This is a genomic window from Rathayibacter sp. VKM Ac-2927 (genome assembly GCF_022815525.1).
GTDB classification, from domain to species: Bacteria; Actinomycetota; Actinomycetes; order Actinomycetales; family Microbacteriaceae; genus Rathayibacter; species Rathayibacter festucae.
The window spans coordinates 769991-794786 of the sequence record NZ_JALGRT010000001.1 but is presented as its reverse complement, the minus strand read 5'-3'; the positions used below and the strand labels follow the sequence as shown (position 1 = coordinate 794786).

The following is a 24796-nucleotide window of genomic DNA, read 5'->3' as shown; positions in this document are numbered from 1 at the left end:
AAGGGCTCCGGGATCTCGTCGCCGTCGTAGACGTCCAGCACGACGAGGTCGGCCCGCGGCACGGCGAGGGGTCCGGCGGCGTCCGCGGTGACGCTGCGCAGCCTCGTCCCGGTGGGGAGCGGTGCGTGCGCCAGCACGAACTCGACCAGCCCGGCGGCGCGCTCGACGACCGTCTGCTCGGACCCCGGCCGGGTCGCAGCGACATGGCGCGCCAGCGCCAGCGCCCCGGCGCCGAGGTGGAGGACCGTCACCGGGACGCCCGGCGGCGCGAGCGCATCGACCGCGGCGCCGAGCCGGGCCAGGTACTCGAGGCCGAGCTGCTCGGGCGCGCGGAGGTCGATCAGGGACTGCTCCGAGCCGTCGATCTCCAGCACCAGCGAGCCCTCGCGGATCGGGTCGGGCTCGAGCGAGACCAGTGCTCCACCGGGGAGACGGGCGGAGGGGGGCACCCGCCCACGCTAGCGGGCGCTCCCGCCTCGCGCCGGACCGCGGCCGCGGCTACGGTTGCAGCCATGGCCGCCCTCATCCTGCTCGACGTCGACGGCGTCCTGAACCCGTCCGTCTCGAGCGACCGCGCGGCGGGCGGCCACCGGCTGATGCTCGAGCCCGAGCGCGAGGAGCTGGTGCGCCGCCTCGCCGCCGTCGGCACGATCGTCTGGGCCACCACCTGGCCGCCGAAGCTCACCTCGGTACTCGCGGGCGATCTCGGTCTGCCGGCCGGCACCGAGGCCATCGTCTTCGGCGGCGGACTCCCTCGCGACCCGCGCTTCCCCGGGCAGACCGGCAAGCTCCAGCCCGTCGCCGTCTGGCTCGAGCAGGCACGGGAGAGGGTCGCGATCGACGCCGTCGTCTGGATCGACGACAACCTCCGCGGCGACGCCGTCGACTGGGCCCGCGAGCAGGAGACGCCGTTCCACCTGATCGTGCCCGAGGCGGCCGCCGGCCTGACGGCGGACGAGGTCGCCGGCGCGGAGTCGTTCCTCGCGGATCTCGGTGTCCGGCCGGCGTCACACGGCGACATCCGGGAATAGCGGTCCCCCTCCCGCTGGTTGGGTGGAGGGTGCGGACGCGTGCGATCGATCGCCGTCCGCTCCTCCCCACCCCACCGAACCGTGCGCGGCTCCGGCCGCGATCCGGTCGTGAGACACCGCGATGCACCGAAGGAAAGACACTGTGACGCTCCTCCCCGCCCGCACCTCGCTGCGCGTCCTGCTCGGCACGACCGCGGCCGCCGCCGCCCTCGTCCTGGCCGGCTGCGCCCCCGCCTCCACCGACGACGTGGTCTCCGGCTCCAGCGACGACAGCACCGCCTCGACCGCCTCCGGGCTGACGCTCGCCGAGGTCGAGGAGTCCGGGAAGCTGACCATCGGCACCGAGGGCACCTACTCCCCGTTCTCCTTCCACGCCGACGGCGGCACGGGCGACCTCACCGGCTACGACGTCGAGGTGATCACCGCGGTCGCCGAGAAGCTCGGCGTCGAGCCGGAGTTCGAGGAGACCCAGTGGGACGCGATGTTCGCGGGTCTGGACGGCGGCCGCTTCGACGTGATCGCCAACCAGGTCTCGATCAACGACGAGCGCGGCGCGAAGTACGACTTCTCCGAGCCGTACTCGGTGAGCCCCGGCGTGGTCGTCGTGCCGGCCGACGACACCGAGATCACCTCGCTCGACTCGCTCTCCGGCAAGACCACCGCGCAGTCGCTCTCGAGCAACTGGTACACGCTCGCGCAGGACAGCGGCGCGACCGTCGAGGGCGTCGAGGGCTGGGCCCAGGCCGTCGCCCTCGTCGAGCAGGGCCGCGTGGACGCGACCCTCAACGACCGCCTCACCTGGCTGGACTGGTCGACGACGTACCCCGACCAGGCCGCTGGCCTCAAGGTCGCCGTGACGACCGACGACAGCTCCTCCAGCGCCTTCACCTTCCCGAAGGGCTCGGACGACCTCGTCGCCGCGGTCGACGGCGCCCTCGACGAGCTGCGGGCCGACGGCACCCTCGCCTCCATCTCCGAGCGCTACTTCGGCGCCGACGTCTCCCAGTAGCCACGCCTCCGGCGGCGGGTCTCGATACGCCCCTTCGGGGCTTCTCGACCAGCAAGAAGGACGCCTGCGGCGCTGGTCGCCGCTTCCGGCTGCCGGCTGCACCATGCTGATCGAGTAGCCCGCGCAGCGGGCGTATCGAGATCCTCCGTCACCGAGACGCGAGTCCGCCGACCACCGTCTCGACCACGGCGGGTCTCCATATGCCCTTCCGGGGCTACTCGACCAGCAAGAAGGACGCCTGCGGCGCTGGTCGCCGCATCCGACCGCCAGCTGCACCATGCTGATCGAGTAGCCCGCGCAGCGGGCGCATCGAGATCCACCGTCACCGGGACGCGAGTCCACAGACCACCGTCCCGGACACGGCGGGTCTCGATACGCCCCTGCGGGGCTGCTCGACCAGCATGGGTCGACCGACACCCGCGTTTCGCAAGGCCGAGCGGTTCCGAGAAATGCGTGCCAGCATTTCTCGGGAGCGGACGCGACCCGCTCTGCTCACGCGCCAACTCGAGAAGCCGACCGCGGTCTTCTTCCGCTTCAGAGGAAGAAGACACAGCAGCACCGCATGCGTGCCAGCATTTCTCGGAAGCGGACGCGACCCGCTCTGCCCCACGCATCCACCTCGAAATGCCGACCGCGGTCTTCTCCCGCCTCCGGCGGGAGAAGACAAGATGGAACTGTTCTTCAGGTCGTTCTGGCCGATCCTGTCGGGCGGCATCGTCGGCACGATCCCGCTGGCGCTGTCGAGCTTCGTGCTCGGCCTGGCCCTCGCGCTGGCCGTCGCGCTGATGCGCCTCTCGCGAGTGAAGGTCCTGGCCTGGATCGCCCGGGCGTACATCTCCGTGATCCGCGGCACCCCGCTCCTGGTGCAGCTCTTCGTGATCTTCTACGGCCTGCCCAGCCTGGGCGTCAGGATCGACCCCTGGCCGAGCGCGATCATCGCCTTCGCCCTGAACGTCGGCGGCTACGCGGCAGAGGTCATCCGCGCCGCGATCCTCAGCGTGCCCAAGGGGCAGTGGGAGGCGGCGCACACCATCGGCATGGGCCGCGGACTCGCGCTGCGGCGGATCATCCTGCCGCAGGCCGCGCGGGTGTCGGTGCCGCCGCTCTCCAACACGTTCATCTCGCTGGTCAAGGACACCTCGCTCGCCTCGCTGATCCTGGTGACCGAGCTCTTCCGCCAGGCGCAGAAGATCGCCACCGCCTCGAGCGAGTTCATGCTGCTCTACCTCGAGGCCGCCCTCATCTACTGGCTCATCTGCCTCGTCCTCTCCAGCGGCCAGAGCCTCCTCGAGAAGCGATTGGACCGCTATGTCGCCCGTTGACGCCTCCTCCGGCACCGCAGGCCGCCCCGCCGACGGCGACCGGCCCGTCCTCCGCGCCACCGGGCTGCGCAAGTCCTTCAGCGGCGTCGAGGTCCTCCGCGGCATCGACCTCGAGATCCGCCGCGGTCAGGTCATCGCGCTGATCGGCCCGTCCGGCTCGGGCAAGACGACGGTGCTGCGCTCGTTGAACAGCCTCGAGGTCCCCGATGGCGGCGTCCTCGAGCTCGCGGACGGCTCGGTGCTCGACTTCGGCGGGCCGGTCGGCAAGCGCGCGCTCACCGCGCTGCGCGACCGCTCGGCGATGGTCTTCCAGCACTTCAATCTCTTCCCGCACCTCACCGTGCTGCAGAACGTCACGGAGGGCCCGCTCCGCGTGCAGCGCCGCCCGGCGTCCGACGTGGTCCCGGAGGCGGAGGCGCTGCTCGAGCGCGTCGGTCTCGGCGGCCGCGGCGGCGCCTACCCCTTCGAGCTCTCCGGCGGCCAGCAGCAGCGGGTCGGCATCGTCCGGGCCCTCGCGCTCCGGCCCGACCTGCTGCTCTTCGACGAGCCGACGTCGGCGCTCGATCCCGAGCTGGTCGGCGACGTCCTCTCGCTGATGCGCGAGCTGGCGGGCGAGGGCTGGACGATGCTCGTCGTCACGCACGAACTGGAGTTCGCCCGGCAGGTCGCCTCCGAGGTCGTCTTCATGGCCGACGGCGTGGTCGTCGAGCGCGGCGCCCCTGCGCAGATCCTCCGCGAGCCGCAGGAGCCGCGCACCCGGCAGTTCCTGCACCGCCTGCTGCACCCGCTCGAGTAGCGCACCGGCCCGCAGAGGCGTCCACCGGCCCGCGGCGGCGTCCCCCGTCCCGGGGTGGGCGCGGCGGTCGCTCGACCCGTGCGGACCCGTGCCTAAGCTGTCGGAGTGACGGGGAACAGCGAAGCCGAGACCACGCGGATGCCGACGACGGGCGACGGGACCGAGCCGACCCGGGAGTACGTCTGGCCCGAGCCGGAGCCGGGCGGCCGACGTCCCGCGACCGGCGCCACCGCCGTGCAGGAGGCGCAGCCCGCGTCGCCGTCCCCGCTCGGCTCCGTCGAGCCGGAGCCGGAGCCCGCCCGCCGGAAGGGCAACCGCCTCGCCGGCCTGGCCATCGCCCTGCTCACCACCGCGGTCTTCGCCGCCCTGTACCTCGTCGCCCTCACCGCGATCCGCGTGCTGATCGACGCCGTCGCGGGCGACCCCGCGTCCATCGCGCTCGCGCAGGGCCCCACGGCCGTCTTCCTCCTCCCGGTGGCCGCCTTCTTCGTCGGCCTCGCCCTGATCGTCCTCGCCGTCAACCGCGCGGGCTGGTGGGCCTACGTCCTCGGCGGCTTCTTCGTCGCCCTGCTCGCCGGCGCGGCGGCCCTCGTCGGCGCCTGGTCCGCGGTCGGCGGCTTCGCCGTGCCGCAGGACCGCACCGCCGTCGTCGACTTCCTCCGCGACCCCGCGACCCTCCTCGCCGTCGCCGCGGCCGCAGTGCTCGCCCGGGAGGTCAGCGTCTGGGGCGGGAGCCTCATCGCCGGCCGGGCGCGCGGGGTGAAGCGCCGCAACGCCGAGCGCGACGCCGCCGCGCAGTCGTGACGGCCGCCGGCCCGGGGGAGCAGGGCCGCGGCGCCGGGCTCGGCTACGGCATCGCCCTCGCGGCGTTCGCGTCCTTCCTCTACCTCGCCCTCGTGGTCTGCGCGTTCGGCGTGCTCAGCCTGCTGCTGGACCAGGACGTCGTCCCCGAGCGCGACGCCGGCCCGATCCTCGGCCCGGTCGTGGTGGCGGTCTGCGTCCTCGCCGTCCTCGTCTCGATGATCACACTCGCCGCCCGGCCCGGCGTCAGCCGTCTCGTCGGCCCCTCGCTGCTGACGGCGGTCGTCGTCTACGCGCTCTTCCTCCTGGTCGGCGGCGCGATCTACGGCCTGGGCCTGGGGGAGCCGGGCGCCATCCTCCGCTTCGTCGTCGACCACGCCGCGACGCCCTTCGCGATCGCCGCGGGCGTGCTGGCCGGAGCGGTGCAGATCCTCTTCCTCGCGATGCTCGCCCGCCGCGACGCCGGCGGCGGGACCCCGCACTGGGGCTGGGAGGGCGACGAGCGCGAGTGAGGCTCCCGGGCGGCGTTCTCTCCCAGGGCGAACGCCGTCCGGTTGACCGCCCCCGTCACTCCCCGTAATATTCTTCGGGTGTGCGCTTTGTCGTGCGCTCGTGTCGTGCCTCCGGGCCGGCGCAGTGCCGCGCTTCGCTCCACCGGGTCCGCGAGGACCCGCGGGTTCGTCCGATCGGGCGGCCCCCACGGCATACCCCTCCTCCTCCAGGTCTCCGCTCGTCGGGGCCGAGAGGGAGTCGGGTCCAGATGAACTCGGCCGTCCCGGAGACGGGCAGGCCGAATGTCGACCATCGATCCGCTGTCACCGTGCAGCATTCAAGGAGCAAATCAGTGCCAACGATTCAGCAGTTGGTCCGAAAGGGACGCACGCCGAAGGTCACCAAGACCAAGGCGCCCGCCCTGAAGGCCAACCCCCAGCAGCGCGGCGTCTGCACGCGCGTCTACACGACCACGCCCAAGAAGCCGAACTCGGCCCTCCGCAAGGTGGCCCGCGTGAAGCTCTCCAACGGCACCGAGGTCACGGCCTACATCCCCGGTGAGGGCCACAACCTCCAGGAGCACTCGATGGTGCTCGTCCGCGGCGGTCGTGTGAAGGACCTCCCCGGTGTCCGCTACAAGATCGTTCGCGGCGCCCTGGACACCCAGGCCGTCAAGAACCGCAAGCAGGCTCGCAGCCGGTACGGCGCGAAGATGGAGAAGAAGTAATGCCTCGTAAGGGACCCGCTCCTAAGCGCCCCGTCGTCGCAGACCCCGTCTACGGCGCCCCGGTCGTCAGCCAGCTCGTGAACAAGATCCTCCTGGACGGCAAGAAGGGCCTCGCCGAGCGCATCGTCTACGGCGCGCTCGAGGGGGTCTCGACCAAGAACGGCCAGGACGCCGTCGTCACGCTCAAGAAGGCGCTCGACAACGTCCGTCCGACCCTCGAGGTCCGCAGCCGCCGCGTCGGCGGCTCGACCTACCAGGTCCCCGTCGAGGTCAAGCCGCACCGCGCCAACACCCTCGCCCTCCGCTGGCTCACCAGCTACGCGAAGGCCCGTCGCGAGAAGACGATGACCGAGCGTCTCATGAACGAGATCCTCGACGCGTCGAACGGTCTGGGCGCCGCTGTCAAGCGTCGCGAGGACACCCACAAGATGGCCGAGTCGAACAAGGCCTTCGCGCACTACCGCTGGTAGCGCACCCCGCGCCCGCCCCCGGCGAGCGCGACCCCCGGTCCCGCGGCGCGCGCCTCAGTGCGCGCGCCGCGGGACCGGACCCGGCGGCGGATCCTCGGATCCGGCGTGGACGGGCGACCGCCACCATCACGATCCCAGCCGATCGGCCATGAACCCGTTGCGCTGGCTCCATCACCTATCGGAGGAACTCCGTGGCACAAGATGTGCTCACCGACCTGAACAAGGTCCGCAACATCGGCATCATGGCCCACATCGATGCCGGCAAGACCACCACCACCGAGCGCATCCTGTTCTACACGGGTATCACGCACAAGATCGGTGAGGTCCACGACGGCGCCGCCACGATGGACTGGATGGCGCAGGAGCAGGAGCGCGGCATCACGATCACGTCCGCCGCGACGACGTGCTTCTGGAACAAGAACCAGATCAACATCATCGACACCCCCGGTCACGTCGACTTCACGGTCGAGGTCGAGCGCTCGCTGCGCGTCCTCGACGGCGCCGTCGCCGTCTTCGACGGCAAGGAGGGCGTCGAGCCCCAGTCCGAGACCGTCTGGCGTCAGGCCGACAAGTACGACGTCCCGCGCATCTGCTTCGTCAACAAGATGGACAAGCTCGGCGCCGACTTCTACTTCACCGTCGACACGATCATCAACCGCCTCGGCGCCAAGCCGCTGGTCATCCAGCTGCCCATCGGCGCGGAGTCCAGCTTCGAGGGCGTCGTCGACCTCGTCGAGATGCGCGCGCTCACCTGGCGCGGCGACTCGAAGGGTGACGTCGCGCTCGGCGCGAAGTACGAGATCGAGGAGATCCCCGCGGACCTGGCCGACAAGGCCGCCGAGTACCGCGAGAAGCTGCTCGAGACCGTCGCGGAGACCTCCGACGAGCTGCTCGAGAAGTACTTCGGCGGTGAGGAGCTCACGGTCGCCGAGATCAAGGGCGCCATCCGCAAGCTGACCGTCAACTCGGACATCTACCCCGTGCTCTGCGGCTCCGCGTTCAAGAACCGCGGCGTCCAGCCGATGCTCGACGCGGTCGTCGACTACCTCCCCTCCCCGCTCGACGTCCCCGCCATCGAGGCGCACGACGTCCGCGACGAGGAGAAGGTCATCATGCGCCACGCGGACTCGACCGAGCCCTTCTCGGCGCTCGCGTTCAAGGTCGCGGTGCACCCGTTCTTCGGTCGCCTCACCTATGTCCGCGTCTACTCGGGCAAGCTCGACTCCGGCGCCCAGGTCATCAACTCGACCAAGGGCAAGAAGGAGCGCATCGGCAAGATCTTCCAGATGCACTCCAACAAGGAGAACCCGGTCGACTCGGTCACCGCCGGCCACATCTACGCCGTCATCGGCCTCAAGGACACCACCACCGGTGACACCCTGAGCGACCCGACCGCGCAGGTCGTGCTCGAGTCGATGACCTTCCCGGAGCCCGTCATCGAGGTCGCCATCGAGCCCAAGACGAAGGCCGACCAGGAGAAGCTCGGCACCGCGATCCAGAAGCTCGCGGAGGAGGACCCCACCTTCCGCACCGAGCAGAACCAGGAGACCGGTCAGACGGTCATCAAGGGAATGGGCGAGCTGCACCTCGACATCCTGGTGGACCGCATGAAGCGCGAGTTTAACGTCGAGGCCAACGTCGGCAAGCCGCAGGTGGCCTACCGCGAGACGATCCGCCGCACGGTCGAGAAGTACGACTACACCCACAAGAAGCAGACGGGTGGCTCGGGCCAGTTCGCGAAGGTCCAGATCTCCATCGAGCCGATGGAGGTCGAGGCCGACAAGACCTACGAGTTCGTCAACGGCGTCACCGGTGGTCGCGTCCCCCGCGAGTACATCCCCTCGGTCGACGCGGGCATCCGCGACGCCATGCTGGTCGGCGTCCTCGCCGGCTACCCCATGGTGGGCATCAAGGCGACCCTGACCGACGGCGCGGCGCACGACGTCGACTCCTCGGAGATGGCGTTCAAGATCGCCGGCTCCATCGCGTTCAAGGAGGCCTCGCGCAAGGCGCAGCCGGTCCTCCTCGAGCCGCTGATGGCCGTCGAGGTCCGCACGCCCGAGGAGTACATGGGCGACGTCATCGGCGACCTCAACTCGCGTCGCGGGATGATCCAGTCGATGGAGGACGCCGCGGGCGTCAAGGTCATCAAGGCCAACGTCCCGCTGTCCGAGATGTTCGGCTACATCGGCGACCTGCGCTCGAAGACCTCGGGCCGCGCGGTCTACTCGATGACGTTCGAGACCTACGCCGAGGTCCCCAAGGCCGTCGCCGAGGAGATCGTCCAGAAGAACAAGGGCGAGTAGCACTCGTCCCACCCCCGCCGCGGTTCTGCGGAACCGCGGCGGGCCTGGTAGTGTCGTGCGGGTTTGCTGCCGCGTTCTGCGCGCCTCGGATCCTCATCGGATGGCCCGCGCGACCACTGCCGGTAACATACCTACACAAAACCCCCGCAAGTCCTCCTGTCCTCGTGCCGCCCCGTGCGGCGTCGGATGCGGATGCTTGCACCTAAGTCCTGAGGAGGACCCACAGTGGCTAAGGCCAAGTTCGAGCGGACCAAGCCGCACGTCAACATCGGAACCATCGGTCACGTCGACCACGGAAAGACCACCCTCACCGCGGCGATCTCGAAGGTTCTGGCGGACAAGTACCCGTCCGCGACCAACGTCCAGCGTGACTTCGCGTCGATCGACTCCGCTCCCGAGGAGCGCCAGCGCGGCATCACGATCAACATCTCGCACGTCGAGTACGAGACGCCGAAGCGCCACTACGCGCACGTCGACGCCCCCGGTCACGCCGACTACATCAAGAACATGATCACCGGCGCGGCTCAGATGGACGGCGCGATCCTCGTGGTCGCCGCCACCGACGGCCCGATGGCTCAGACCCGTGAGCACGTCCTCCTCGCCAAGCAGGTCGGCGTGCCGTACCTCCTCGTCGCCCTGAACAAGGCCGACATGGTGGACGACGAGGAGATCCTCGAGCTCGTCGAGCTCGAGGTCCGCGAGCTGCTGTCCTCGCAGGGCTTCCCCGGCGACGACGCCCCCGTGGTCCGCGTCTCCGGCCTCAAGGCCCTCGAGGGCGACGAGGCGTGGACCCAGTCCATCCTCGACCTCATGGACGCCGTCGACGCCTCCGTCCCGGACCCGATCCGCGACAAGGACAAGCCGTTCCTCATGCCGATCGAGGACGTCTTCACGATCACCGGTCGTGGAACCGTCGTCACCGGTCGCGCCGAGCGCGGCACCCTCTCGCTGAACTCCGAGGTCGAGATCGTCGGCATCCGCCCGACGCAGAAGACCACGGTCACCGGCATCGAGATGTTCCACAAGCAGCTCGACGAGGCCTGGGCCGGCGAGAACTGCGGTCTGCTCCTCCGCGGCACCAAGCGCGAGGACGTCGAGCGCGGCCAGGTCGTCGTCAAGCCGGGTTCGGTCACGCCGCACACGGACTTCGAGGGCACCGCGTACATCCTGTCCAAGGACGAGGGTGGGCGTCACAACCCGTTCTACGGGAACTACCGCCCCCAGTTCTACTTCCGCACCACCGACGTCACCGGCGTCATCACGCTGCCCGAGGGCACCGAGATGGTCATGCCCGGCGACACCACCGACATGACGGTCGCGCTGATCCAGCCGATCGCCATGGAGGAGGGCCTCGGCTTCGCCATCCGTGAGGGTGGCCGCACCGTGGGTGCCGGAACGGTCACCAAGATCGTCAAGTAGGTTCTCCTACTGATCTCTCGAGAGGGGTCGTCCGCTTCGGCGGGCGGCCCCTCTCGTCGTTCCCGGTGCAGGTCGGCCCCGGTCTCGATCCGCTCGGCGGAGGCTGACTAGCGTGGGAGGCATGCCCTTCGTGAAGACGAACCCGTCCGCTCCCGCGCAGTTCTTCGAGTGGGAGGCGGCGGGACTGCGCTGGCTGGCCGAGGCCGAGGAGGCCGGGGGAGCGCGCTGCGCCGAGGTGCTGCTCGTCGAGCCCGGCCGCATCGAGCTCGAAGAGGTCCGCTTCGCCCGCCCGACGCGGGAGGCCGCCCGGCGCTTCGGGGGCGCCCTCGCGCGCACGCACGACGCGGGAGCCGCCGCCTTCGGTGCGCCGCCGGTCGGCTGGTCCGGCCCCGCCTTCATCGGACGCCGCACGATGCCCTGCACTCCGGAGGACTCCTGGGGCCGCTTCTACGCGGAGCAGCGGGTCCGGCCCTTCCTCCGCCCGGCCCTCGAGGCGGGGAACCTGTCCTCCGCCGACGCCCGCACCGTCGAGAGCGCCCTCGACCTCGTCCGGGCCGGAGCCTTCGACGACGACGACGTCCCGGCGCGCCTGCACGGCGACCTCTGGAACGGCAACGTGCTGTGGTCGGACGAGGGCGCGGTGCTGATCGACCCGGCTGCGCACGGCGGCCACCGCGAGACGGACCTCGCCATGCTGGCACTGTTCGGGCTGCCCCGGCTCGACGACGTCCTCGCCGGCTACGAGGAGGTCCACCCGCTGCGGCCGGGCGCCGCCGATCGCGTGCCGCTGCACCAGCTCCACCCGCTCGCGGTGCACGCCGCCGGCCACGGACCCTCCTACGGCCGGGCCCTCGCCGAAGCCGCGGCCCGCGTCCTCGCTCTCTGATCTCCCCGGCGCGTCCCGCACCGTTCGTCCAGGCGACGTCGCCACACTGAGGCTCGCGCGGCCCCCTGCCCGCACGGATCAAGGAGGAACCATGGTGGACTTCGGCAAGCTCGGACGACAGGCCGGCGAGCTGCTCAACAGCAAGAAGGTCCAGGAGACGCTCCGCAGCGAGAAGGCGGAGGGCGTCTCGGACCAGGTGCTCGAGAAGACCGGCGACATCGCGAGCCGCCTCACCAAGGGCAAGTACGACGACCGCATCGAGGACCTCAAGCGCCAGGCCGACAAGCGCCTCGGCAACGAGTAGCGCAGGGCCGGGGGCGCCCGTCAACCCGCTGACGGTGCCGGAGCCCCCGCCCTATCGTCGGGTCGATGGCCGATCCGCTCACTCAACGACTCCGCCGGACCGACTCGAGCGGTCGCGGCTACAGCCGGGTCCGCTCCGGTACCGGCTTCAGCTACCGCGACCCCAAGGGCGCCACGGTCACGGACCCCGAGCTGCGGGACCGCTTCGACCACCTCGGCATCCCGCCGGCCTGGCAGGAGGTCTGGATCGCGCCGTACCCCAACGGGCACATCCAGGCCACGGGCGTCGACGGCGCCGGTCGGCGGCAGTACATCTACCACCCGACCTGGCGCGAGCAGAAGGACCGGATCAAGTTCGACCGGGCGCTCCGTCTCGCGGAAGCCCTTCCCGGCGCCCGCCGCCGGGTGACGATCGCCCTCCGCGACGACGGGCCCACCCGCGAGCGCGCGCTGGCGACCGGCTTCCGGATGCTCGACACCGGCTCGCTGCGGGTCGGCAGCGAGCAGTACGCGAAGGAGCACGGCAGCATCGGCCTCACGACGCTGCTCTGCTCGCACGCGACGACGCACGGCGATCGCGTCGCACTGGCCTTCCCCGGCAAGAGCCACCAGGCCTGGACGAGCGAGATCCTCGACCACGACCTGGCCCGGGTGGTCCGGGCACTGAAGCGCCGCGGCCCGAACGCCCGGCTCCTGGCCTGGAAGGACGGCCGCGTCTGGCGCCCGGTCTCCGCGGCCGACATCAACGACTACGTGCGCGAGCGCGCCGGCGACGACTTCACTGCGAAGGACTTCCGCACTCTGCACGGCACGGTCGCCGCGGCGCTGAGCCTCGCGAAGGCGGGCCCGCAGCCCACCCAGCGGCTGCGCACGAGGGCGATCTCGCAGGCGATGAAGGACGCGTCCGAGGTGCTCGGGAACACGCCGACCGTGGCTCGCGCGAGCTACGTCGACCCGCGGGTGCTCGATCACTTTCGGGCGGGCGAGACGATCGATCCGTCCCGCCCCGGGTCGGCCGAGACGACGCTGCGCGCACTGCTCTTCGAGTGAGCGGCCCGCGCCGGCCGGGCCCGCTGAGGCCCGGGATTCCGCGGCCGGACGTCCGCGGCCACCGACCTCCGCGCCGCGACACGCCCGGGTTGCACGGGTGCTGGATCCGTGAGAGACTCTTCTAGTTCAAAATTTCCGCCCGCGCAGCGTGCTGCGAGGGGGTGGAACACTGCCAGGCAGTGCCGAGACGGCGCCCCAGCGGCTCGACCCGAGAGGGCGGCCCCGCGAGTGCGACGTCGAGGCGGCGGGTAGCAGAACGACAACAACCGACAACTCAACGGGCTCTCCGTGCGTCGTGCGTTCTGCACGGCTCTCAGAGCGCCTCGAGCGCGGTGCTTTTGACAGAAGAACACTGGTGCACTTCCTCCGGTTCTCCGGATGTTCCTTCGCGAGCGCGTCCTATGCGACACGAGCCCGGCTCCGGCCGGGGGAGTGGCGTACGACGCAATAACAAGAGAGTGAGAGATCACACATGGCGGGACAGAAGATCCGCATCCGACTGAAGTCGTACGACCACGAGGTCATCGACACGTCGGCGCGCAAGATCGTCGACACGGTGACCCGTGCCGGTGCAACGGTCGTCGGCCCCGTGCCGCTTCCGACCGAGAAGAACGTGGTCTGCGTGATCCGTTCTCCCCACAAGTACAAGGACAGCCGCGAGCACTTCGAGATGCGCACCCACAAGCGCCTCATCGACATCATCGACCCGACGCCCAAGGCCGTCGACTCGCTGATGCGCCTCGACCTCCCGGCCGACGTCAACATCGAGATCAAGCTCTAAGGAGGAGTGCCACCATGTCTGTCACTGTTTCCCCCACGCTGAAGACCAGCAAGGGCCTCCTCGGCACGAAGCTCGGCATGACCCAGGTCTGGGACGAGAACAACAAGCTCGTCCCCGTCACGGTCATCGAGATCAGCCCCAACGTCGTGACCCAGGTCCGCACGGAGGAGAAGGACGGCTACACCGCCGTCCAGCTCGCCGCCGGTGCGATCGACCCGCGCAAGGTGAACAAGCCCGCCGCCGGTCACTTCGACGCCGCGGGCGTCACCCCCCGCCGCCACCTCACCGAGGTCCGCACCTCCGACGCCGCCGACTACTCGGCCGGCCAGGAGCTGACCGTGGACGCCGTCTTCGAAGCCGGCACCAAGGTCGACGTCGTCGGCACCTCCAAGGGCAAGGGCTTCGCCGGTGTCATGAAGCGTCACAACTTCAAGGGCGTCTCGGCTTCGCACGGTTCGCACCGCAACCACCGCAAGCCCGGCTCCATCGGCGCCTCCTCGACCCCCAGCCGTGTCTTCAAGGGCATGCGCATGGCCGGTCGCATGGGTGGCGAGCGCGTCACCGTGCTCAACCTCAAGGTGCACTCCGTCGACGCCGAGAAGGGTCTGCTGCTCGTCAAGGGCGCCGTCCCCGGTGCGCGCGGTCGCCTCGTGTTCGTTCGCAACGCCGTGAAGGGAGCGTAGTTCCATGGCTACCTCTGTCGACATCATCGACGTCCAGGGCAACAAGTCGGGTGCGTTCGAGCTCCCCGCCGAGCTCTTCGACGTCCAGACCAACATCCCCCTGATCCACCAGGTCGTCGTGGCGCAGCTCGCCGCGGCGCGCCAGGGCACCCACTCCACGAAGAACCGTGGCGAGGTCTCGGGAGCCGGCCGCAAGCCGTTCAAGCAGAAGGGAACCGGTCGCGCTCGTCAGGGCTCGATCCGCGCCCCGCACATGACCGGTGGTGGCGTGGTCCACGGACCCACCCCCCGCAGCTACGCGCAGCGCACCCCCAAGAAGATGATCGCCGCGGCTCTGCTCGGTGCTCTCTCGGACCGCGCCCGCGGCTCGCGCGTGCACGTGGTCGAGTCCCTCGCCCTCGGCGAGACCCCGAAGACGAAGGACGTCCTCGTCCTGCTCGACGCCCTCTCGGTGTCGCGCAACGTCCTCGTGGTCCTCGAGCGCGACGACTTCATCGCCGAGCTCTCGCTCCGCAACGTGCCGTTCGTGCACATCCTGCCGTCCGACCAGCTCAACGCGTACGACGTGCTCGTCTCCGACGACATCGTCTTCACGAAGGCCGCACTCGACGCGTTCGTCGCCTCGAAGTCCGGCGCCAAGAAGGAAGAGGTGAACGCATGAGCCAGTCCGCCGCGTTCAACAAGGACCCCCGCGACGTCATCATCTCGCCGGTGGTCTCGGAGAAGTCCTACGGCCTGATCGACGAGGGCAAGTACACCTTCGTCGTCGACCCGCGCTCCAACAAGACCGAGATCAAGCTCGCCATCGAGAAGATCTTCGGTGTCCAGGTCGCGTCGATCAACACGCTGAACCGTCAGGGCAAGACCCGCCGCACGAAGTTCGGGGCCGGCAAGCGCAAGGACACCAAGCGCGCGATCGTCACGCTGAAGTCCGGCTCCATCGACATCTTCACGAGCGTCGGCTGAGCCGAAGAAGCGTAGAGGAAACAGACAATGGCTATTCGTAAGTACAAGCCCACGACCCCCGGTCGCCGCGGCTCCAGCGTTGCCGACTTCGCCGAGATCACCCGATCGACGCCTGAGAAGTCGCTCCTTCGCCCGCTGTCCAAGACCGGTGGCCGCAACAACTCCGGTCGCATCACGACGCGTCACATCGGTGGTGGCCACAAGCGCCAGTACCGTCTGATCGACTTCCGTCGGAACGACAAGGACGGCATCAACGCCAAGGTCGCTCACATCGAGTACGACCCCAACCGCACGGCGCGCATCGCGCTGCTCCACTTCGTGGACGGCACCAAGCGCTACATCCTGGCTCCGAACAAGCTCTCGCAGGGCGACGTCGTGGAGTCGGGCTCGGGCGCCGACATCAAGCCCGGCAACAACCTGCCGCTGCGCAACATCCCGACCGGTACGGTCATCCACGCCATCGAGATCAAGCCGGGTGGCGGCGCCAAGCTCGCCCGCTCGGCCGGCACCTCGGTCCGCCTCGTCGCCAAGGACGGCCCCTATGCGCAGCTCCGCCTGCCGTCGGGCGAGATCCGCAACGTCGACGCGCGCTGCCGCGCCACGATCGGCGAGGTCGGCAACGCCGAGCAGTCGAACATCAACTGGGGCAAGGCCGGCCGCATGCGCTGGAAGGGCGTCCGCCCGACCGTCCGCGGTGTCGCGATGAACCCGGTCGACCACCCCCACGGTGGTGGAGAGGGCAAGACCTCCGGTGGTCGCCACCCGGTCAGCCCCTGGGGCCAGTCCGAGGGACGCACCCGTCGCCCCAACAAGGAGAGCGACAAGCTCATCGTTCGCCGCCGCACCGCCGGTAAGAAGCGCAAGTAGGAGTTGTAGAAGATGCCTCGCAGTCTCAAGAAGGGCCCCTTCGTTGACGACCACCTGCTCCGCAAGGTGTTCACGGCCAACGAAGCCGGCAACAAGAACGTCATCAAGACCTGGTCGCGCCGCTCGATGATCATCCCGGCGATGCTGGGTCACACCATCGCGGTCCACGACGGTCGCAAGCACATCCCCGTGTTCGTGACCGAGACCATGGTCGGCCACAAGCTCGGCGAGTTCGCCCCCACTCGGACCTTCCGCGGTCACGAGAAGGACGACAAGAAGGGCCGTCGCCGCTGACGCGGCGACGAGAAGGAGGAGAGAAATGGTGGAGTCGATCGCACGCGTGCGACACATCCGCGTCACCCCCCAGAAGGCTCGCCGTGTCGTGAACCTGATCCGCGGGAAGCAGGCGGAGGAGGCCCTGGCCATCCTCAAGTTCGCCCCGCAGGGTGCGTCCGAGCCCGTCTACAAGCTCGTCGCCTCGGCGATGGCCAACGCTCGCGTCAAGGCCGATGCCTCGAACGAGTACCTCGACGACCAGGACCTGTTCGTGTCCCGCGCCTTCGTCGATGAGGGAACCACCCTCAAGCGATTCCAGCCCCGTGCTCAGGGTCGTGCCTTCCGCATCAACAAGCGCACCAGCCACATCACCGTCGTGCTGGCCACTCCTGAGGAGGGGACCAAGTAATGGGTCAGAAAGTAAACCCCTACGGTTTCCGTCTGGGAATCACCACCGACCACGTGTCGCGCTGGTTCTCCGACAGCACCAAGAAGGGCCAGCGGTACAGCGACTTCCTCGCTGAGGACGTCAAGATCCGCCGGCTCCTCGCCACGCAGCTCGACCGCGCGGGCGTCGCCCGCATCGAGATCGAGCGCACCCGCGACCGCGTCCGCGTCGACATCCACACCGCCCGCCCGGGCATCGTGATCGGTCGCCGCGGCGCCGAGGCCGAGCGCATCCGCGCCGACCTCGAGAAGCTCACCGCCAAGCAGATCCAGCTGAACATCCTCGAGGTGAAGAACCCCGAGGCCGAGGCTCAGCTGGTCGCGCAGGGCATCGCCGAGCAGCTCTCCGCCCGCGTGGCCTTCCGCCGCGCGATGCGCAAGGGTCTGCAGGGCGCGCAGCGCGCCGGCGCCAAGGGCGTCCGCATCCAGGTCTCCGGCCGCCTCGGCGGCGCCGAGATGAGCCGCTCGGAGTTCTACCGCGAGGGACGCGTGCCGCTGCACACCCTCCGCGCGAACATCGACTACGGCTTCTACGAGGCGAAGACCACCTTCGGCCGCATCGGCGTGAAGGTCTGGATCTACAAGGGCGACATCACCAACAAGGAGCTCGCTCGGGAGCAGGCGAACAGCAAGTCGTCGCGCCCCGAGCGTAGCGACCGTCCGCGTCGCGCCCCCCGCCAGCAGAGCGAGGCGCCCGTCGCAGCAGGAGTTGAGGCATAACCATGTTGATTCCGCGTCGAGTCAAGCACCGCAAGCAGCACCACCCGGGCCGTTCCGGCCAGGCCACCGGTGGCACCAAGGTGTCGTTCGGTGAGTACGGCATCCAGGCCCTCACCCCGGCCTACGTGACCAACCGTCAGATCGAGTCCGCTCGTATCGCCATGACGCGCCACATCAAGCGCGGTGGGAAGGTGTGGATCAACATCTACCCCGACCGCCCGCTGACCAAGAAGCCCGCCGAGACCCGCATGGGTTCCGGTAAGGGCTCGCCGGAGTGGTGGGTCGCGAACGTCAAGCCGGGTCGCGTCCTCTTCGAGGTCGCCGGCGTCGACGAGCAGCTCGCTCGTGAGGCCATGACCCGTGCCATCCACAAGCTGCCCCTCAAGGCACGCATCATCAAGCGCGAGGAGGGAGACGCATAATGGCGATCGGATCCAAGGAGCTCGTTCCCACCGAGCTCGACACCTTCGAGGACGAGCGTCTCGTCTCGGAGCTGAAGAAGGCCAAGGAGGAGCTGTTCAACCTCCGCTTCCAGTCGGCCACCGGCCAGCTGGACACCAACGGCCGCCTGCGTGCCGTCAAGCGCGACATCGCCCGCATCTACACGGTCATCCGTGAGCGCGAGCTGGGCATCCGCGCCACCCCCGCCCCCGTCGAGGCTCCGGCCAAGGCGGAGAAGAAGCCGAAGACCAAGAAGGCCGCCAAGGCCGAGGTCGCGGCGACCGAGTCGAACGAGGAGGCCAAGTAATGGCAACCGTCACTGACAGCGCCGGCCACGAGTCGGCCGCCCACGACATCAAGGAGGCGGGTGCTCGCGGTTACCGCAAGACCCGTCGCGGCTACGTGACCAGCGACAAGATGGACAAGACCATCGTCGTCGAGGTCGAGGACCGGGTGAAGCACCCGCTGTACGGCAAGGTCATCCGCCGCACGTCCAAGGTCAAGGTCCACGACGAGCTGAACTCCGCCGGCATCGGCGACTCCGTCGTCATCAGCGAGACCCGTCCCCTCAGCGCCACCAAGCGCTGGCGCCTGGTCGAGATCCTCGAGAAGGCCAAGTAGGCCCCGGCCCGCTTGAGTTAGCAGGAGAGACACATGCTTCAGCAAGAATCCCGAGTCAAGGTCGCCGACAACACCGGCGCCAAGATGCTCCTCACCATCCGCGTGCTCGGTGGCTCCGGCCGCCGCTACGCCGGCCTCGGTGACGTCATCGTCGCGACCGTCAAGGACGCGATCCCCGGCGGAAACGTCAAGAAGGGCGATGTGGTCAAGGCCGTCATCGTCCGCACCATCAAGCAGACCCGTCGTCCCGACGGCTCGTACATCAAGTTCGACGAGAACGCCGCCGTGATCCTGAAGAACGACGGGGACCCCCGCGGCACCCGCATCTTCGGACCGGTCGGTCGCGAGCTCCGCGACAAGAAGTTCATGAAGATCGTCTCGCTGGCACCGGAGGTTATCTAGTCATGGCCAAGATCAAGAAGGGTGACCTCGTGCAGGTCATCTCGGGCGCGACCCAGGCCCGCGGCGGAGACCGCGGCAAGCAGGGCAAGGTTCTCGAGGTCCTGGTCGAGAAGAACCGCGTCGTCGTCGAGGGTGTGAACTTCGTCAAGAAGCACAACCGCGTCGGCCAGTCGCAGCGCGGCTCGAAGGAGGGCGGCATCGAGACCATCGAGGCCCCCCTCCACATCTCGAACGTCGCGGTCGTCGACCCGAAGACCAAGAAGCCGACCCGGGTCGGCCACCGCAACGTGGCCGTCACCAAGGACGGCGTGACCAAGACGGTTCGCGTTCGCTACGCGAAGGCGTCGGGTGAGGAACTGTAATGACTGACACCACCGCAGTGGCTGCGAAGGTTCAGCCGCGGCTCAAGGCCAAGTACCAGGCCGACATCATCCCCGCTCTCAAGGAGCAGTTCGGCTTCTCGAACATCCACCAGGTCCCCGGCCTGGTGAAGGTGGTCGTGAACACCGGAGTCGGCGAGGCGGCCCGCGACGGCAAGATCATCGACGGCGCCATCAAGGACCTCACCGCGATCACGGGCCAGAAGCCCCAGGTCACGAAGGCCCGCAAGTCCATCGCGCAGTTCAAGCTGCGCGAGGGCCAGGCCATCGGCGCGCACGTCACCCTCCGCGGTGACCGCGCGTGGGAGTTCCTGGACCGCCTGCTCTCGGTGGCGCTGCCGCGCATCCGCGACTTCCGCGGTCTCTCGGACCGCCAGTTCGACGGCAACGGCAACTACACCTTCGGCATCACGGAGCAGTCGATCTTCCACGAGATCGACCAGGACCGCATCGACCGCGTCCGCGGCTTCGACGTGACCGTGGTCACCACCGCGAAGACCGACGACGAGGGTCGCGCGCTGCTCAAGCAGCTCGGCTTCCCGTTCAAGTCGGCGGACAACGCGTAGCACGACCCCCGAGGCCGGAGGGCGGATCACCCGCCCTCCGGCCTCGCTGTGCACCCGCCCGCCCCGCGGCGCGGAAGCACTCTCAGAGCTCCGGTCCTCTCCCGGGAGGATCGGCCGTCGGCCCTCGACCGCCGGCCCTCAGCCGTGTACCATGGCTCGTTGGCCTGCGCTCGCGCGGCCGCATGGGCGTCGACGTCGTCGGCGCCGTCCCACACCACAGGTCGTCACTCTTGTAAAGGGTGCCGAAACCAGGCGAGAAAGGCACCATCAGCCATGACCATGACTGATCCGGTCGCAGATCTGCTGACCAGAATCCGCAACGCGAACTCCGCGCACCACGACTCCATCGCCCTCCCCGGCTCGAAGCTCAAGGCGAACATCGCCGAGATCCTCAAGCGCGAGGGCTACATCTCCGACTGGAAGGTCGAGGAGGCGCGCGTCGGCACGACGCTCTCCATCTCCCTCAAGTACGGACCGAACCGCGAGCGCTCCATCGCCGGCATCAAGCGCGTCTCGAAGCCCGGCCTGCGCGTCTACGCGAAGTCGACCGAGATCCCCACCGTCCTCGGTGGCCTCGGCGTCGCCATCCTGTCCACGTCGAGCGGTCTGCTGACCGACCGTCAGGCCGAGAAGAAGGGCGTGGGTGGGGAGATCCTCGCCTACGTGTGGTAACCCCATGTCGCGAATCGGAAGACTCCCCATCGAGATCCCGGCGGGCGTCGACGTCTCCGTCGCCGGATCCCTCGTCACCGTCAAGGGCCCCAAGGGCGAGCTGACCATCCCGGTCGCCAGCCCCATCCAGGTCGCCGTCGAAGGCGGCCAGGTCCTGGTCTCCCGCCCCGACGACGAGCGCGAGTCGCGCTCGCTCCACGGCCTCACCCGGACGCTCATCGCGAACGACATCATCGGTGTCACGCAGGGCTACTCCAAGGGCCTCGAGGTCGTCGGAACCGGTTACCGCGTGCTGGTGAAGGGCTCGGACATCGAGTTCGCCCTCGGCTTCTCGCACCCGGTCGTCGTCACCCCTCCCGCGGGCATCTCGTTCACGGTCGAGGGCAACAACAAGGTCACCGTGCACGGCATCTCCAAGCAGGCCGTCGGTGAAGTGGCCGCCAACATTCGTAAGATCCGCAAGCCCGAGCCCTACAAGGGCAAGGGCGTGCGCTACGCCGGCGAGGTCGTTCGCCGCAAGGCCGGAAAGAGCGGTAAGTGATCATGGGACTCGGAACCAGAGGAAAGAGCAAGTCCGCTGCGCGCGGTCGTCGACACGACCGTCTGCGCAAGAAGGTCGTCGGCTCCGCCGAGCGCCCCCGTCTCGTCGTCAACCGATCGGCCCGTCACGTCTTCGTGCAGATCGTCGACGACTCGCTGGGTCGCACCCTCGCGTCCGCGTCGACCCTCGAGGCCGACCTCCGCGTGTTCGACGGTGACAAGACCGCCAAGGCCCGCCGGGTCGGCGAGCTTCTCGCCGAGCGCGCGAAGACCGCAGGAGTCGAGGCGGTCGTCTTCGACCGCGGAGGCAACAAGTACGCCGGTCGCGTCGCCGCGATCGCCGATGGAGCACGAGAGGCAGGGCTCAACCTGTGACCGCCGCAGAGAGCAAGGAACCCGAGGTCGCCGCCGTGTCGGAGGCCCCCGTCGAGACCGCTGCGTCCACGCAGCCCCAGCAGGAGGCTCGCGAGCCCCGTCGTGGTGGCCGTGACCGCAACCAGGGTGGCCGCGACCGCGGTGGCCGCGACTCCGAGAAGAGCCAGTTCCTCGAGCGCGTCGTGACCATCAACCGCGTGTCGAAGGTCGTCAAGGGCGGTCGTCGCTTCAGCTTCACCGCGCTCGTCGTCGTCGGCGACGGCAACGGACTCGTCGGAGTCGGCTACGGCAAGGCCCGCGAGGTCCCCACCGCCATCTCCAAGGGCGTCGAGGAGGCGAAGAAGAACTTCTTCCGCGTCCCGCGCGTCGGCTCGACCATCCCGCACCCCGTCCAGGGTGAGGCCGCTGCCGGTGTCGTGCTCCTGCGCCCCGCGTCGTCGGGTACCGGTGTCATCGCCGGCGGTCCCGTCCGCGCCGTGCTCGAGTGCGCCGGCATCCACGACGTCCTGAGCAAGTCGCTCGGCTCGTCGAACACCATCAACATCGTCCACGCGACGGTGACGGCCCTGCAGCAGCTCGAGGAGCCGCGCGCCGTCGCCGCTCGTCGCGGGCTCGACTTCGACCAGGTCGCGCCGCCCCGGCTCGTCCGTGCCGAGGCCGACGCCCTCGCCGCCGCGTCCAAGTCGAAGGCAGGTGCCTGATGGCCCAGCTCAAGGTGACCCAGATCAAGTCGAAGGTCAGCGAGAAGCAGTACCAGCGCGACACGCTGCGCTCGCTCGGCCTCAGGAAGATCGGTCAGAGCGTCGTCCGCGAGGACAACTCTCAGAACCGCGGATACGTGAAGACCGTCGCCCACCTGGTGAAGGTCGAGGAGATTGACTAATGGCTGAGAAGAACCAGGCCGTCGCGGAGTCCACGACTCCCGCGCAGGCCTCGACCAAGGAGCACGTGCTCAAGGTCCACCACCTCCGACCCGCAGTGGGCGCCAAGAAGGCGAAGACTCGCGTCGGCCGCGGTGAGGGATCCAAGGGAAAGACCGCCGGTCGCGGCACCAAGGGCACCAAGGCCCGCTACCAGGTGCGCGTCGGCTTCGAGGGTGGGCAGATGCCGCTGCACATGCGCACCCCGAAGCTCCGCGGCTTCAAGAACCCGTTCCGCGTCGAGTACCAGGTCGTGAACCTGTCCGCTCTCGCGGAGCTCTACCCTCAGGGCGGCGACGTCACCATCAGCGACCTGGTCGCGAAGGGTGCCGTCCGCAAGAACGAGAAGGTCAAGGTTCTCGGCGACGGGGACATTGCGGTTACGCTGAACGTCGCGGTCGACAAGGTCTCCAGCTCTGCCGAGCAGAAGATCGTCGCCGCGGGCGGATCCATCAAGTAGCACCAGCAGCTTGTCGGTCGGGCTTGCCACGACGACTCCCCACGGGCACCTCGCCCCTGGAGAGCGCGTGGCAAGCTCGACCTGTATCCCGCACCAAGAACTGAGCAGGAGACCCTAGGTAGATGTTTGGCGCCGTAGCGCGGATCTTCCGCACCCCCGACCTCCGCCGCAAGATCGGCTTCACTCTCGCGATCGTGGCGATCTTCCGGCTGGGATCCTTCATCCCCGCTCCGTTCGTCGACTTCGAGGCCGTCCAGGCCTGCCTCGCCGGCAACCAGGGCACCTCGGGTCTCTACGAGCTCGTGAACCTCTTCAGCGGTGGAGCCCTGCTCCAGCTGTCGATCTTCGCGCTCGGCATCATGCCGTACATCACGGCGTCGATCATCGTGCAGCTCCTGCGCGTGGTCATCCCGCACTTCGAGACCCTCTACAAGGAGGGCCAGTCGGGCCAGGGCCGTCTGACGCAGTACACCCGCTATCTCACGATCGCGCTGGGCGTCCTGCAGTCGACCACCCTCATCACCGTCGCCCGCTCGGGCGCGCTGTTCGGCAACTCCGGTGTCCCGGAGTGCTCGGCGCTCATCATCACCGACGAGTGGTACTCCATCCTGCTCATGGTCATCACCATGACCGCGGGCACCGGCATCATCATGTGGATGGGCGAGCTCATCACCGAGCGCGGCATCGGCAACGGCATGTCGCTCCTGATCTTCACCTCGATCGCCGCCCAGTTCCCCACCTCTCTCTGGTCGATCGCGCAGTCGCGCGGCTTCGAGACCTTCCTCCTCGTCCTCGCGGTCGGGCTCGTGCTCGTCGTCGCGGTCGTCTTCGTCGAGCAGTCGCAGCGGCGGATCCCCGTGCAGTACGCCAAGCGGATGGTCGGGCGCAGAACGTACGGCGGCAACAACACGTACATCCCGATCAAGGTCAACATGGCCGGCGTCGTGCCCGTCATCTTCGCCTCGTCGCTGCTGTACCTGCCCGCGCTCATCGCGCAGTTCAACCAGCCCGCGGCCGGCCAGGAGGCGCCGTTCTGGGTGACCTGGATCACGAACTACCTCACCAAGGGCGATCACCCGCTCTACATGGCGCTGTACTTCCTGCTGATCGTCGGCTTCACCTACTTCTACGTCGCGATCACCTTCAACCCGGACGAGGTCGCCGACAACATGAAGCGCTACGGCGGCTTCATCCCCGGCATCCGCGCCGGCCGTCCGACCGCCGAGTACCTGAACTACGTGCTGACCCGGGTGACGCTGCCCGGCTCGGTCTACCTCGGTCTGATCGCGCTCGTGCCCCTCGTGGCGCTCGCGCTCGTCGGCGCCAACCAGAACTTCCCGTTCGGCGGCACGTCCATCCTGATCATCGTCGGAGTCGGACTCGAGACGGTGAAGCAGATCGACTCCCAGCTGCAGCAGCGCCACTACGAAGGGCTCCTCCGATGACCTCGACCCCGGTCGGCTTCCGTCTGCTGCTGATCGGCCCTCCGGGCGCCGGCAAGGGGACTCAGGCCGCTCGGCTCAGCGAGGTCCTGAAGGTCCCCGCGATCTCGACCGGAGACATCTTCCGCGCCAACGTCGCCAACGAGACCGAGCTCGGCCTGCAGGCCAAGTCCTACCTCGACGCCGGCCGCTACGTGCCCGACGAGCTGACCAACGCCATCGTGCATGACCGGCTGCAGGAGGCCGACGTCTCGACGGGCTTCCTCCTCGACGGCTACCCGCGCACCACGGAGCAGGTCGACGAGCTCGACCGCATCGTCGCGGCGGACGGCAACCGGCTCGACGCGGTCGTGCAGCTGACCGCCGATCCCGACGAGGTCGTCGCACGTCTGCTCAAGCGCTCCGCGGAGCAGGGCCGCAGCGACGACACCGAGGAGGTCATCCGGCACCGTCTCGCCCTCTACGAGGAGCAGACCGCGCCGCTGATCGACATCTACGCCGCGCGCGGGCTCGTCATCGTCGTCGACGGCCTCGGCCCGGTCGACGAGGTCACCGAGCGCATCGTCGTCGCCCTCGAGGGCCACCGCGTCGGTCGCCTCGTCGGCGACTCGCCGGCCGCCTGACC

Annotated in this window: 35 protein-coding genes; all 35 read left to right on the top strand. The window is 69.0% G+C overall.

Going from position 1 to position 24796, the window contains the following annotated elements; genetic code table 11:
- Nucleotides 1-512: 512 nt before the first annotated feature.
- Entirely contained in the window at nucleotides 513-1031 is a 519-nt protein-coding gene (locus MT353_RS03800; protein WP_243623621.1) for an HAD domain-containing protein, read from the top strand.
- 142 nt (nucleotides 1032-1173) lie between these two features.
- The gene (locus MT353_RS03795) at nucleotides 1174-2040 is read left to right on the top strand and encodes an amino acid ABC transporter substrate-binding protein (RefSeq protein WP_374204684.1); all 867 of its coding nucleotides are present in this window, start codon (nucleotides 1174-1176) and stop codon (nucleotides 2038-2040) included.
- A 668-nt stretch (nucleotides 2041-2708) separates the two neighbouring features.
- Nucleotides 2709-3362, top strand: a complete 654-nt coding sequence (locus tag MT353_RS03790) for an amino acid ABC transporter permease (RefSeq protein WP_243623620.1) — start codon at nucleotides 2709-2711, stop codon at nucleotides 3360-3362.
- Complete coding sequence (locus MT353_RS03785) at nucleotides 3349-4158, top strand: amino acid ABC transporter ATP-binding protein (RefSeq protein ID WP_243623619.1); 810 nt, start codon at nucleotides 3349-3351, stop codon at nucleotides 4156-4158. The genes MT353_RS03790 and MT353_RS03785 overlap by 14 nt, the downstream gene beginning before the upstream one ends.
- 105 nt (nucleotides 4159-4263) lie before the next feature.
- Entirely contained in the window at nucleotides 4264-4962 is a 699-nt protein-coding gene (locus MT353_RS03780; RefSeq protein ID WP_243600553.1) for a hypothetical protein, read from the top strand.
- Nucleotides 4959-5471, top strand: coding sequence for a DUF6121 family protein (locus MT353_RS03775; protein ID WP_123445035.1), 513 nt, complete (start codon nucleotides 4959-4961; stop codon nucleotides 5469-5471). Before MT353_RS03780 ends, MT353_RS03775 begins: the two co-directional genes overlap by 4 nt.
- A gap of 332 nt (nucleotides 5472-5803) precedes the next feature.
- Nucleotides 5804-6178 (top strand): 30S ribosomal protein S12, encoded by a 375-nt coding sequence (gene rpsL / locus MT353_RS03770; RefSeq protein ID WP_011186743.1) that lies wholly within the window; start codon nucleotides 5804-5806, stop codon nucleotides 6176-6178.
- On the top strand, nucleotides 6178-6648 hold the full coding sequence (rpsG, locus tag MT353_RS03765) for a 30S ribosomal protein S7 (protein ID WP_056037355.1): 471 nt from the start codon (nucleotides 6178-6180) through the stop codon (nucleotides 6646-6648). Before rpsL ends, rpsG begins: the two co-directional genes overlap by 1 nt.
- A 191-nt stretch (nucleotides 6649-6839) precedes the next feature.
- Nucleotides 6840-8954, top strand: a complete 2115-nt coding sequence (gene fusA / locus MT353_RS03760; RefSeq protein ID WP_123445036.1) for an elongation factor G — start codon at nucleotides 6840-6842, stop codon at nucleotides 8952-8954.
- 225 nt (nucleotides 8955-9179) lie between these two features.
- On the top strand, nucleotides 9180-10373 hold the full coding sequence (gene tuf, locus MT353_RS03755) for an elongation factor Tu (RefSeq protein WP_123445037.1): 1194 nt from the start codon (nucleotides 9180-9182) through the stop codon (nucleotides 10371-10373).
- 103 nt (nucleotides 10374-10476) lie between these two features.
- Nucleotides 10477-11259 carry a fructosamine kinase family protein gene (locus MT353_RS03750; RefSeq protein ID WP_279400543.1) on the top strand — a complete coding sequence of 261 codons (783 nt, stop codon included), beginning with the start codon at nucleotides 10477-10479 and terminating at the stop codon, nucleotides 11257-11259.
- A gap of 91 nt (nucleotides 11260-11350) precedes the next feature.
- Nucleotides 11351-11563, top strand: a complete 213-nt coding sequence (locus MT353_RS03745) for an antitoxin (protein ID WP_123735027.1) — start codon at nucleotides 11351-11353, stop codon at nucleotides 11561-11563.
- Nucleotides 11564-11628: 65 nt separating this feature from the next.
- Nucleotides 11629-12612, top strand: coding sequence for a DNA topoisomerase IB (locus MT353_RS03740; RefSeq protein WP_243586255.1), 984 nt, complete (start codon nucleotides 11629-11631; stop codon nucleotides 12610-12612).
- Nucleotides 12613-13084: 472 nt separating this feature from the next.
- Nucleotides 13085-13393, top strand: a complete 309-nt coding sequence (gene rpsJ, locus MT353_RS03735) for a 30S ribosomal protein S10 (protein ID WP_005050520.1) — start codon at nucleotides 13085-13087, stop codon at nucleotides 13391-13393.
- 14 nt (nucleotides 13394-13407) lie between these two features.
- On the top strand, nucleotides 13408-14076 hold the full coding sequence (gene rplC, locus MT353_RS03730; protein ID WP_104224566.1) for a 50S ribosomal protein L3: 669 nt from the start codon (nucleotides 13408-13410) through the stop codon (nucleotides 14074-14076).
- Nucleotides 14077-14080: 4 nt separating this feature from the next.
- The gene (gene rplD, locus MT353_RS03725; protein ID WP_123445041.1) at nucleotides 14081-14737 is read left to right on the top strand and encodes a 50S ribosomal protein L4; all 657 of its coding nucleotides are present in this window, start codon (nucleotides 14081-14083) and stop codon (nucleotides 14735-14737) included.
- Nucleotides 14734-15042 (top strand): 50S ribosomal protein L23, encoded by a 309-nt coding sequence (gene rplW, locus MT353_RS03720; RefSeq protein WP_123445042.1) that lies wholly within the window; start codon nucleotides 14734-14736, stop codon nucleotides 15040-15042. Before rplD ends, rplW begins: the two co-directional genes overlap by 4 nt.
- Before the next feature lie 27 nt (nucleotides 15043-15069).
- Nucleotides 15070-15909, top strand: coding sequence for a 50S ribosomal protein L2 (gene rplB / locus MT353_RS03715; RefSeq protein WP_123445043.1), 840 nt, complete (start codon nucleotides 15070-15072; stop codon nucleotides 15907-15909).
- Between the two features lie 12 nt (nucleotides 15910-15921).
- Nucleotides 15922-16203 (top strand): 30S ribosomal protein S19, encoded by a 282-nt coding sequence (gene rpsS / locus MT353_RS03710; protein WP_055787078.1) that lies wholly within the window; start codon nucleotides 15922-15924, stop codon nucleotides 16201-16203.
- Nucleotides 16204-16228: 25 nt separating this feature from the next.
- On the top strand, nucleotides 16229-16594 hold the full coding sequence (gene rplV / locus MT353_RS03705) for a 50S ribosomal protein L22 (RefSeq protein WP_123445044.1): 366 nt from the start codon (nucleotides 16229-16231) through the stop codon (nucleotides 16592-16594).
- Nucleotides 16594-17352 (top strand): 30S ribosomal protein S3, encoded by a 759-nt coding sequence (gene rpsC / locus MT353_RS03700; protein WP_056037327.1) that lies wholly within the window; start codon nucleotides 16594-16596, stop codon nucleotides 17350-17352. The genes rplV and rpsC overlap by 1 nt, the downstream gene beginning before the upstream one ends.
- Nucleotides 17353-17354: 2 nt before the next feature.
- The gene (gene rplP, locus MT353_RS03695) at nucleotides 17355-17774 is read left to right on the top strand and encodes a 50S ribosomal protein L16 (protein WP_123445045.1); all 420 of its coding nucleotides are present in this window, start codon (nucleotides 17355-17357) and stop codon (nucleotides 17772-17774) included.
- On the top strand, nucleotides 17774-18100 hold the full coding sequence (rpmC, locus tag MT353_RS03690; protein ID WP_123733513.1) for a 50S ribosomal protein L29: 327 nt from the start codon (nucleotides 17774-17776) through the stop codon (nucleotides 18098-18100). Before rplP ends, rpmC begins: the two co-directional genes overlap by 1 nt.
- A complete protein-coding gene (gene rpsQ / locus MT353_RS03685; RefSeq protein WP_123445047.1) occupies nucleotides 18100-18414 on the top strand; it encodes a 30S ribosomal protein S17 in 315 nt (104 codons plus the stop codon). Before rpmC ends, rpsQ begins: the two co-directional genes overlap by 1 nt.
- Nucleotides 18415-18447: 33 nt before the next feature.
- Nucleotides 18448-18816 (top strand): 50S ribosomal protein L14, encoded by a 369-nt coding sequence (gene rplN / locus MT353_RS03680; protein WP_123445048.1) that lies wholly within the window; start codon nucleotides 18448-18450, stop codon nucleotides 18814-18816.
- 2 nt (nucleotides 18817-18818) lie between these two features.
- Nucleotides 18819-19178: a 50S ribosomal protein L24 gene (rplX, locus tag MT353_RS03675; RefSeq protein ID WP_123445049.1), complete on the top strand. Its 360-nt coding sequence runs from the start codon at nucleotides 18819-18821 to the stop codon at nucleotides 19176-19178.
- Complete coding sequence (rplE, locus tag MT353_RS03670; protein ID WP_123445050.1) at nucleotides 19178-19762, top strand: 50S ribosomal protein L5; 585 nt, start codon at nucleotides 19178-19180, stop codon at nucleotides 19760-19762. Before rplX ends, rplE begins: the two co-directional genes overlap by 1 nt.
- 273 nt (nucleotides 19763-20035) lie before the next feature.
- Entirely contained in the window at nucleotides 20036-20434 is a 399-nt protein-coding gene (rpsH, locus tag MT353_RS03665; RefSeq protein WP_123445051.1) for a 30S ribosomal protein S8, read from the top strand.
- A 4-nt stretch (nucleotides 20435-20438) separates the two neighbouring features.
- A complete protein-coding gene (gene rplF / locus MT353_RS03660) occupies nucleotides 20439-20975 on the top strand; it encodes a 50S ribosomal protein L6 (protein WP_243600556.1) in 537 nt (178 codons plus the stop codon).
- Between the two features lie 2 nt (nucleotides 20976-20977).
- Nucleotides 20978-21349, top strand: coding sequence for a 50S ribosomal protein L18 (rplR, locus tag MT353_RS03655; RefSeq protein WP_123445053.1), 372 nt, complete (start codon nucleotides 20978-20980; stop codon nucleotides 21347-21349).
- Nucleotides 21346-22050, top strand: a complete 705-nt coding sequence (gene rpsE, locus MT353_RS03650; protein WP_123445054.1) for a 30S ribosomal protein S5 — start codon at nucleotides 21346-21348, stop codon at nucleotides 22048-22050. The genes rplR and rpsE overlap by 4 nt, the downstream gene beginning before the upstream one ends.
- Complete coding sequence (rpmD, locus tag MT353_RS03645) at nucleotides 22050-22232, top strand: 50S ribosomal protein L30 (protein WP_173232138.1); 183 nt, start codon at nucleotides 22050-22052, stop codon at nucleotides 22230-22232. Before rpsE ends, rpmD begins: the two co-directional genes overlap by 1 nt.
- Nucleotides 22232-22729, top strand: coding sequence for a 50S ribosomal protein L15 (rplO, locus tag MT353_RS03640; RefSeq protein WP_123445055.1), 498 nt, complete (start codon nucleotides 22232-22234; stop codon nucleotides 22727-22729). The genes rpmD and rplO overlap by 1 nt, the downstream gene beginning before the upstream one ends.
- 122 nt (nucleotides 22730-22851) lie before the next feature.
- Nucleotides 22852-24174, top strand: coding sequence for a preprotein translocase subunit SecY (gene secY, locus MT353_RS03635; RefSeq protein WP_123445056.1), 1323 nt, complete (start codon nucleotides 22852-22854; stop codon nucleotides 24172-24174).
- Nucleotides 24171-24794, top strand: a complete 624-nt coding sequence (locus MT353_RS03630; protein ID WP_123445057.1) for an adenylate kinase — start codon at nucleotides 24171-24173, stop codon at nucleotides 24792-24794. Before secY ends, MT353_RS03630 begins: the two co-directional genes overlap by 4 nt.
- Nucleotides 24795-24796 lie beyond the last annotated feature (2 nt).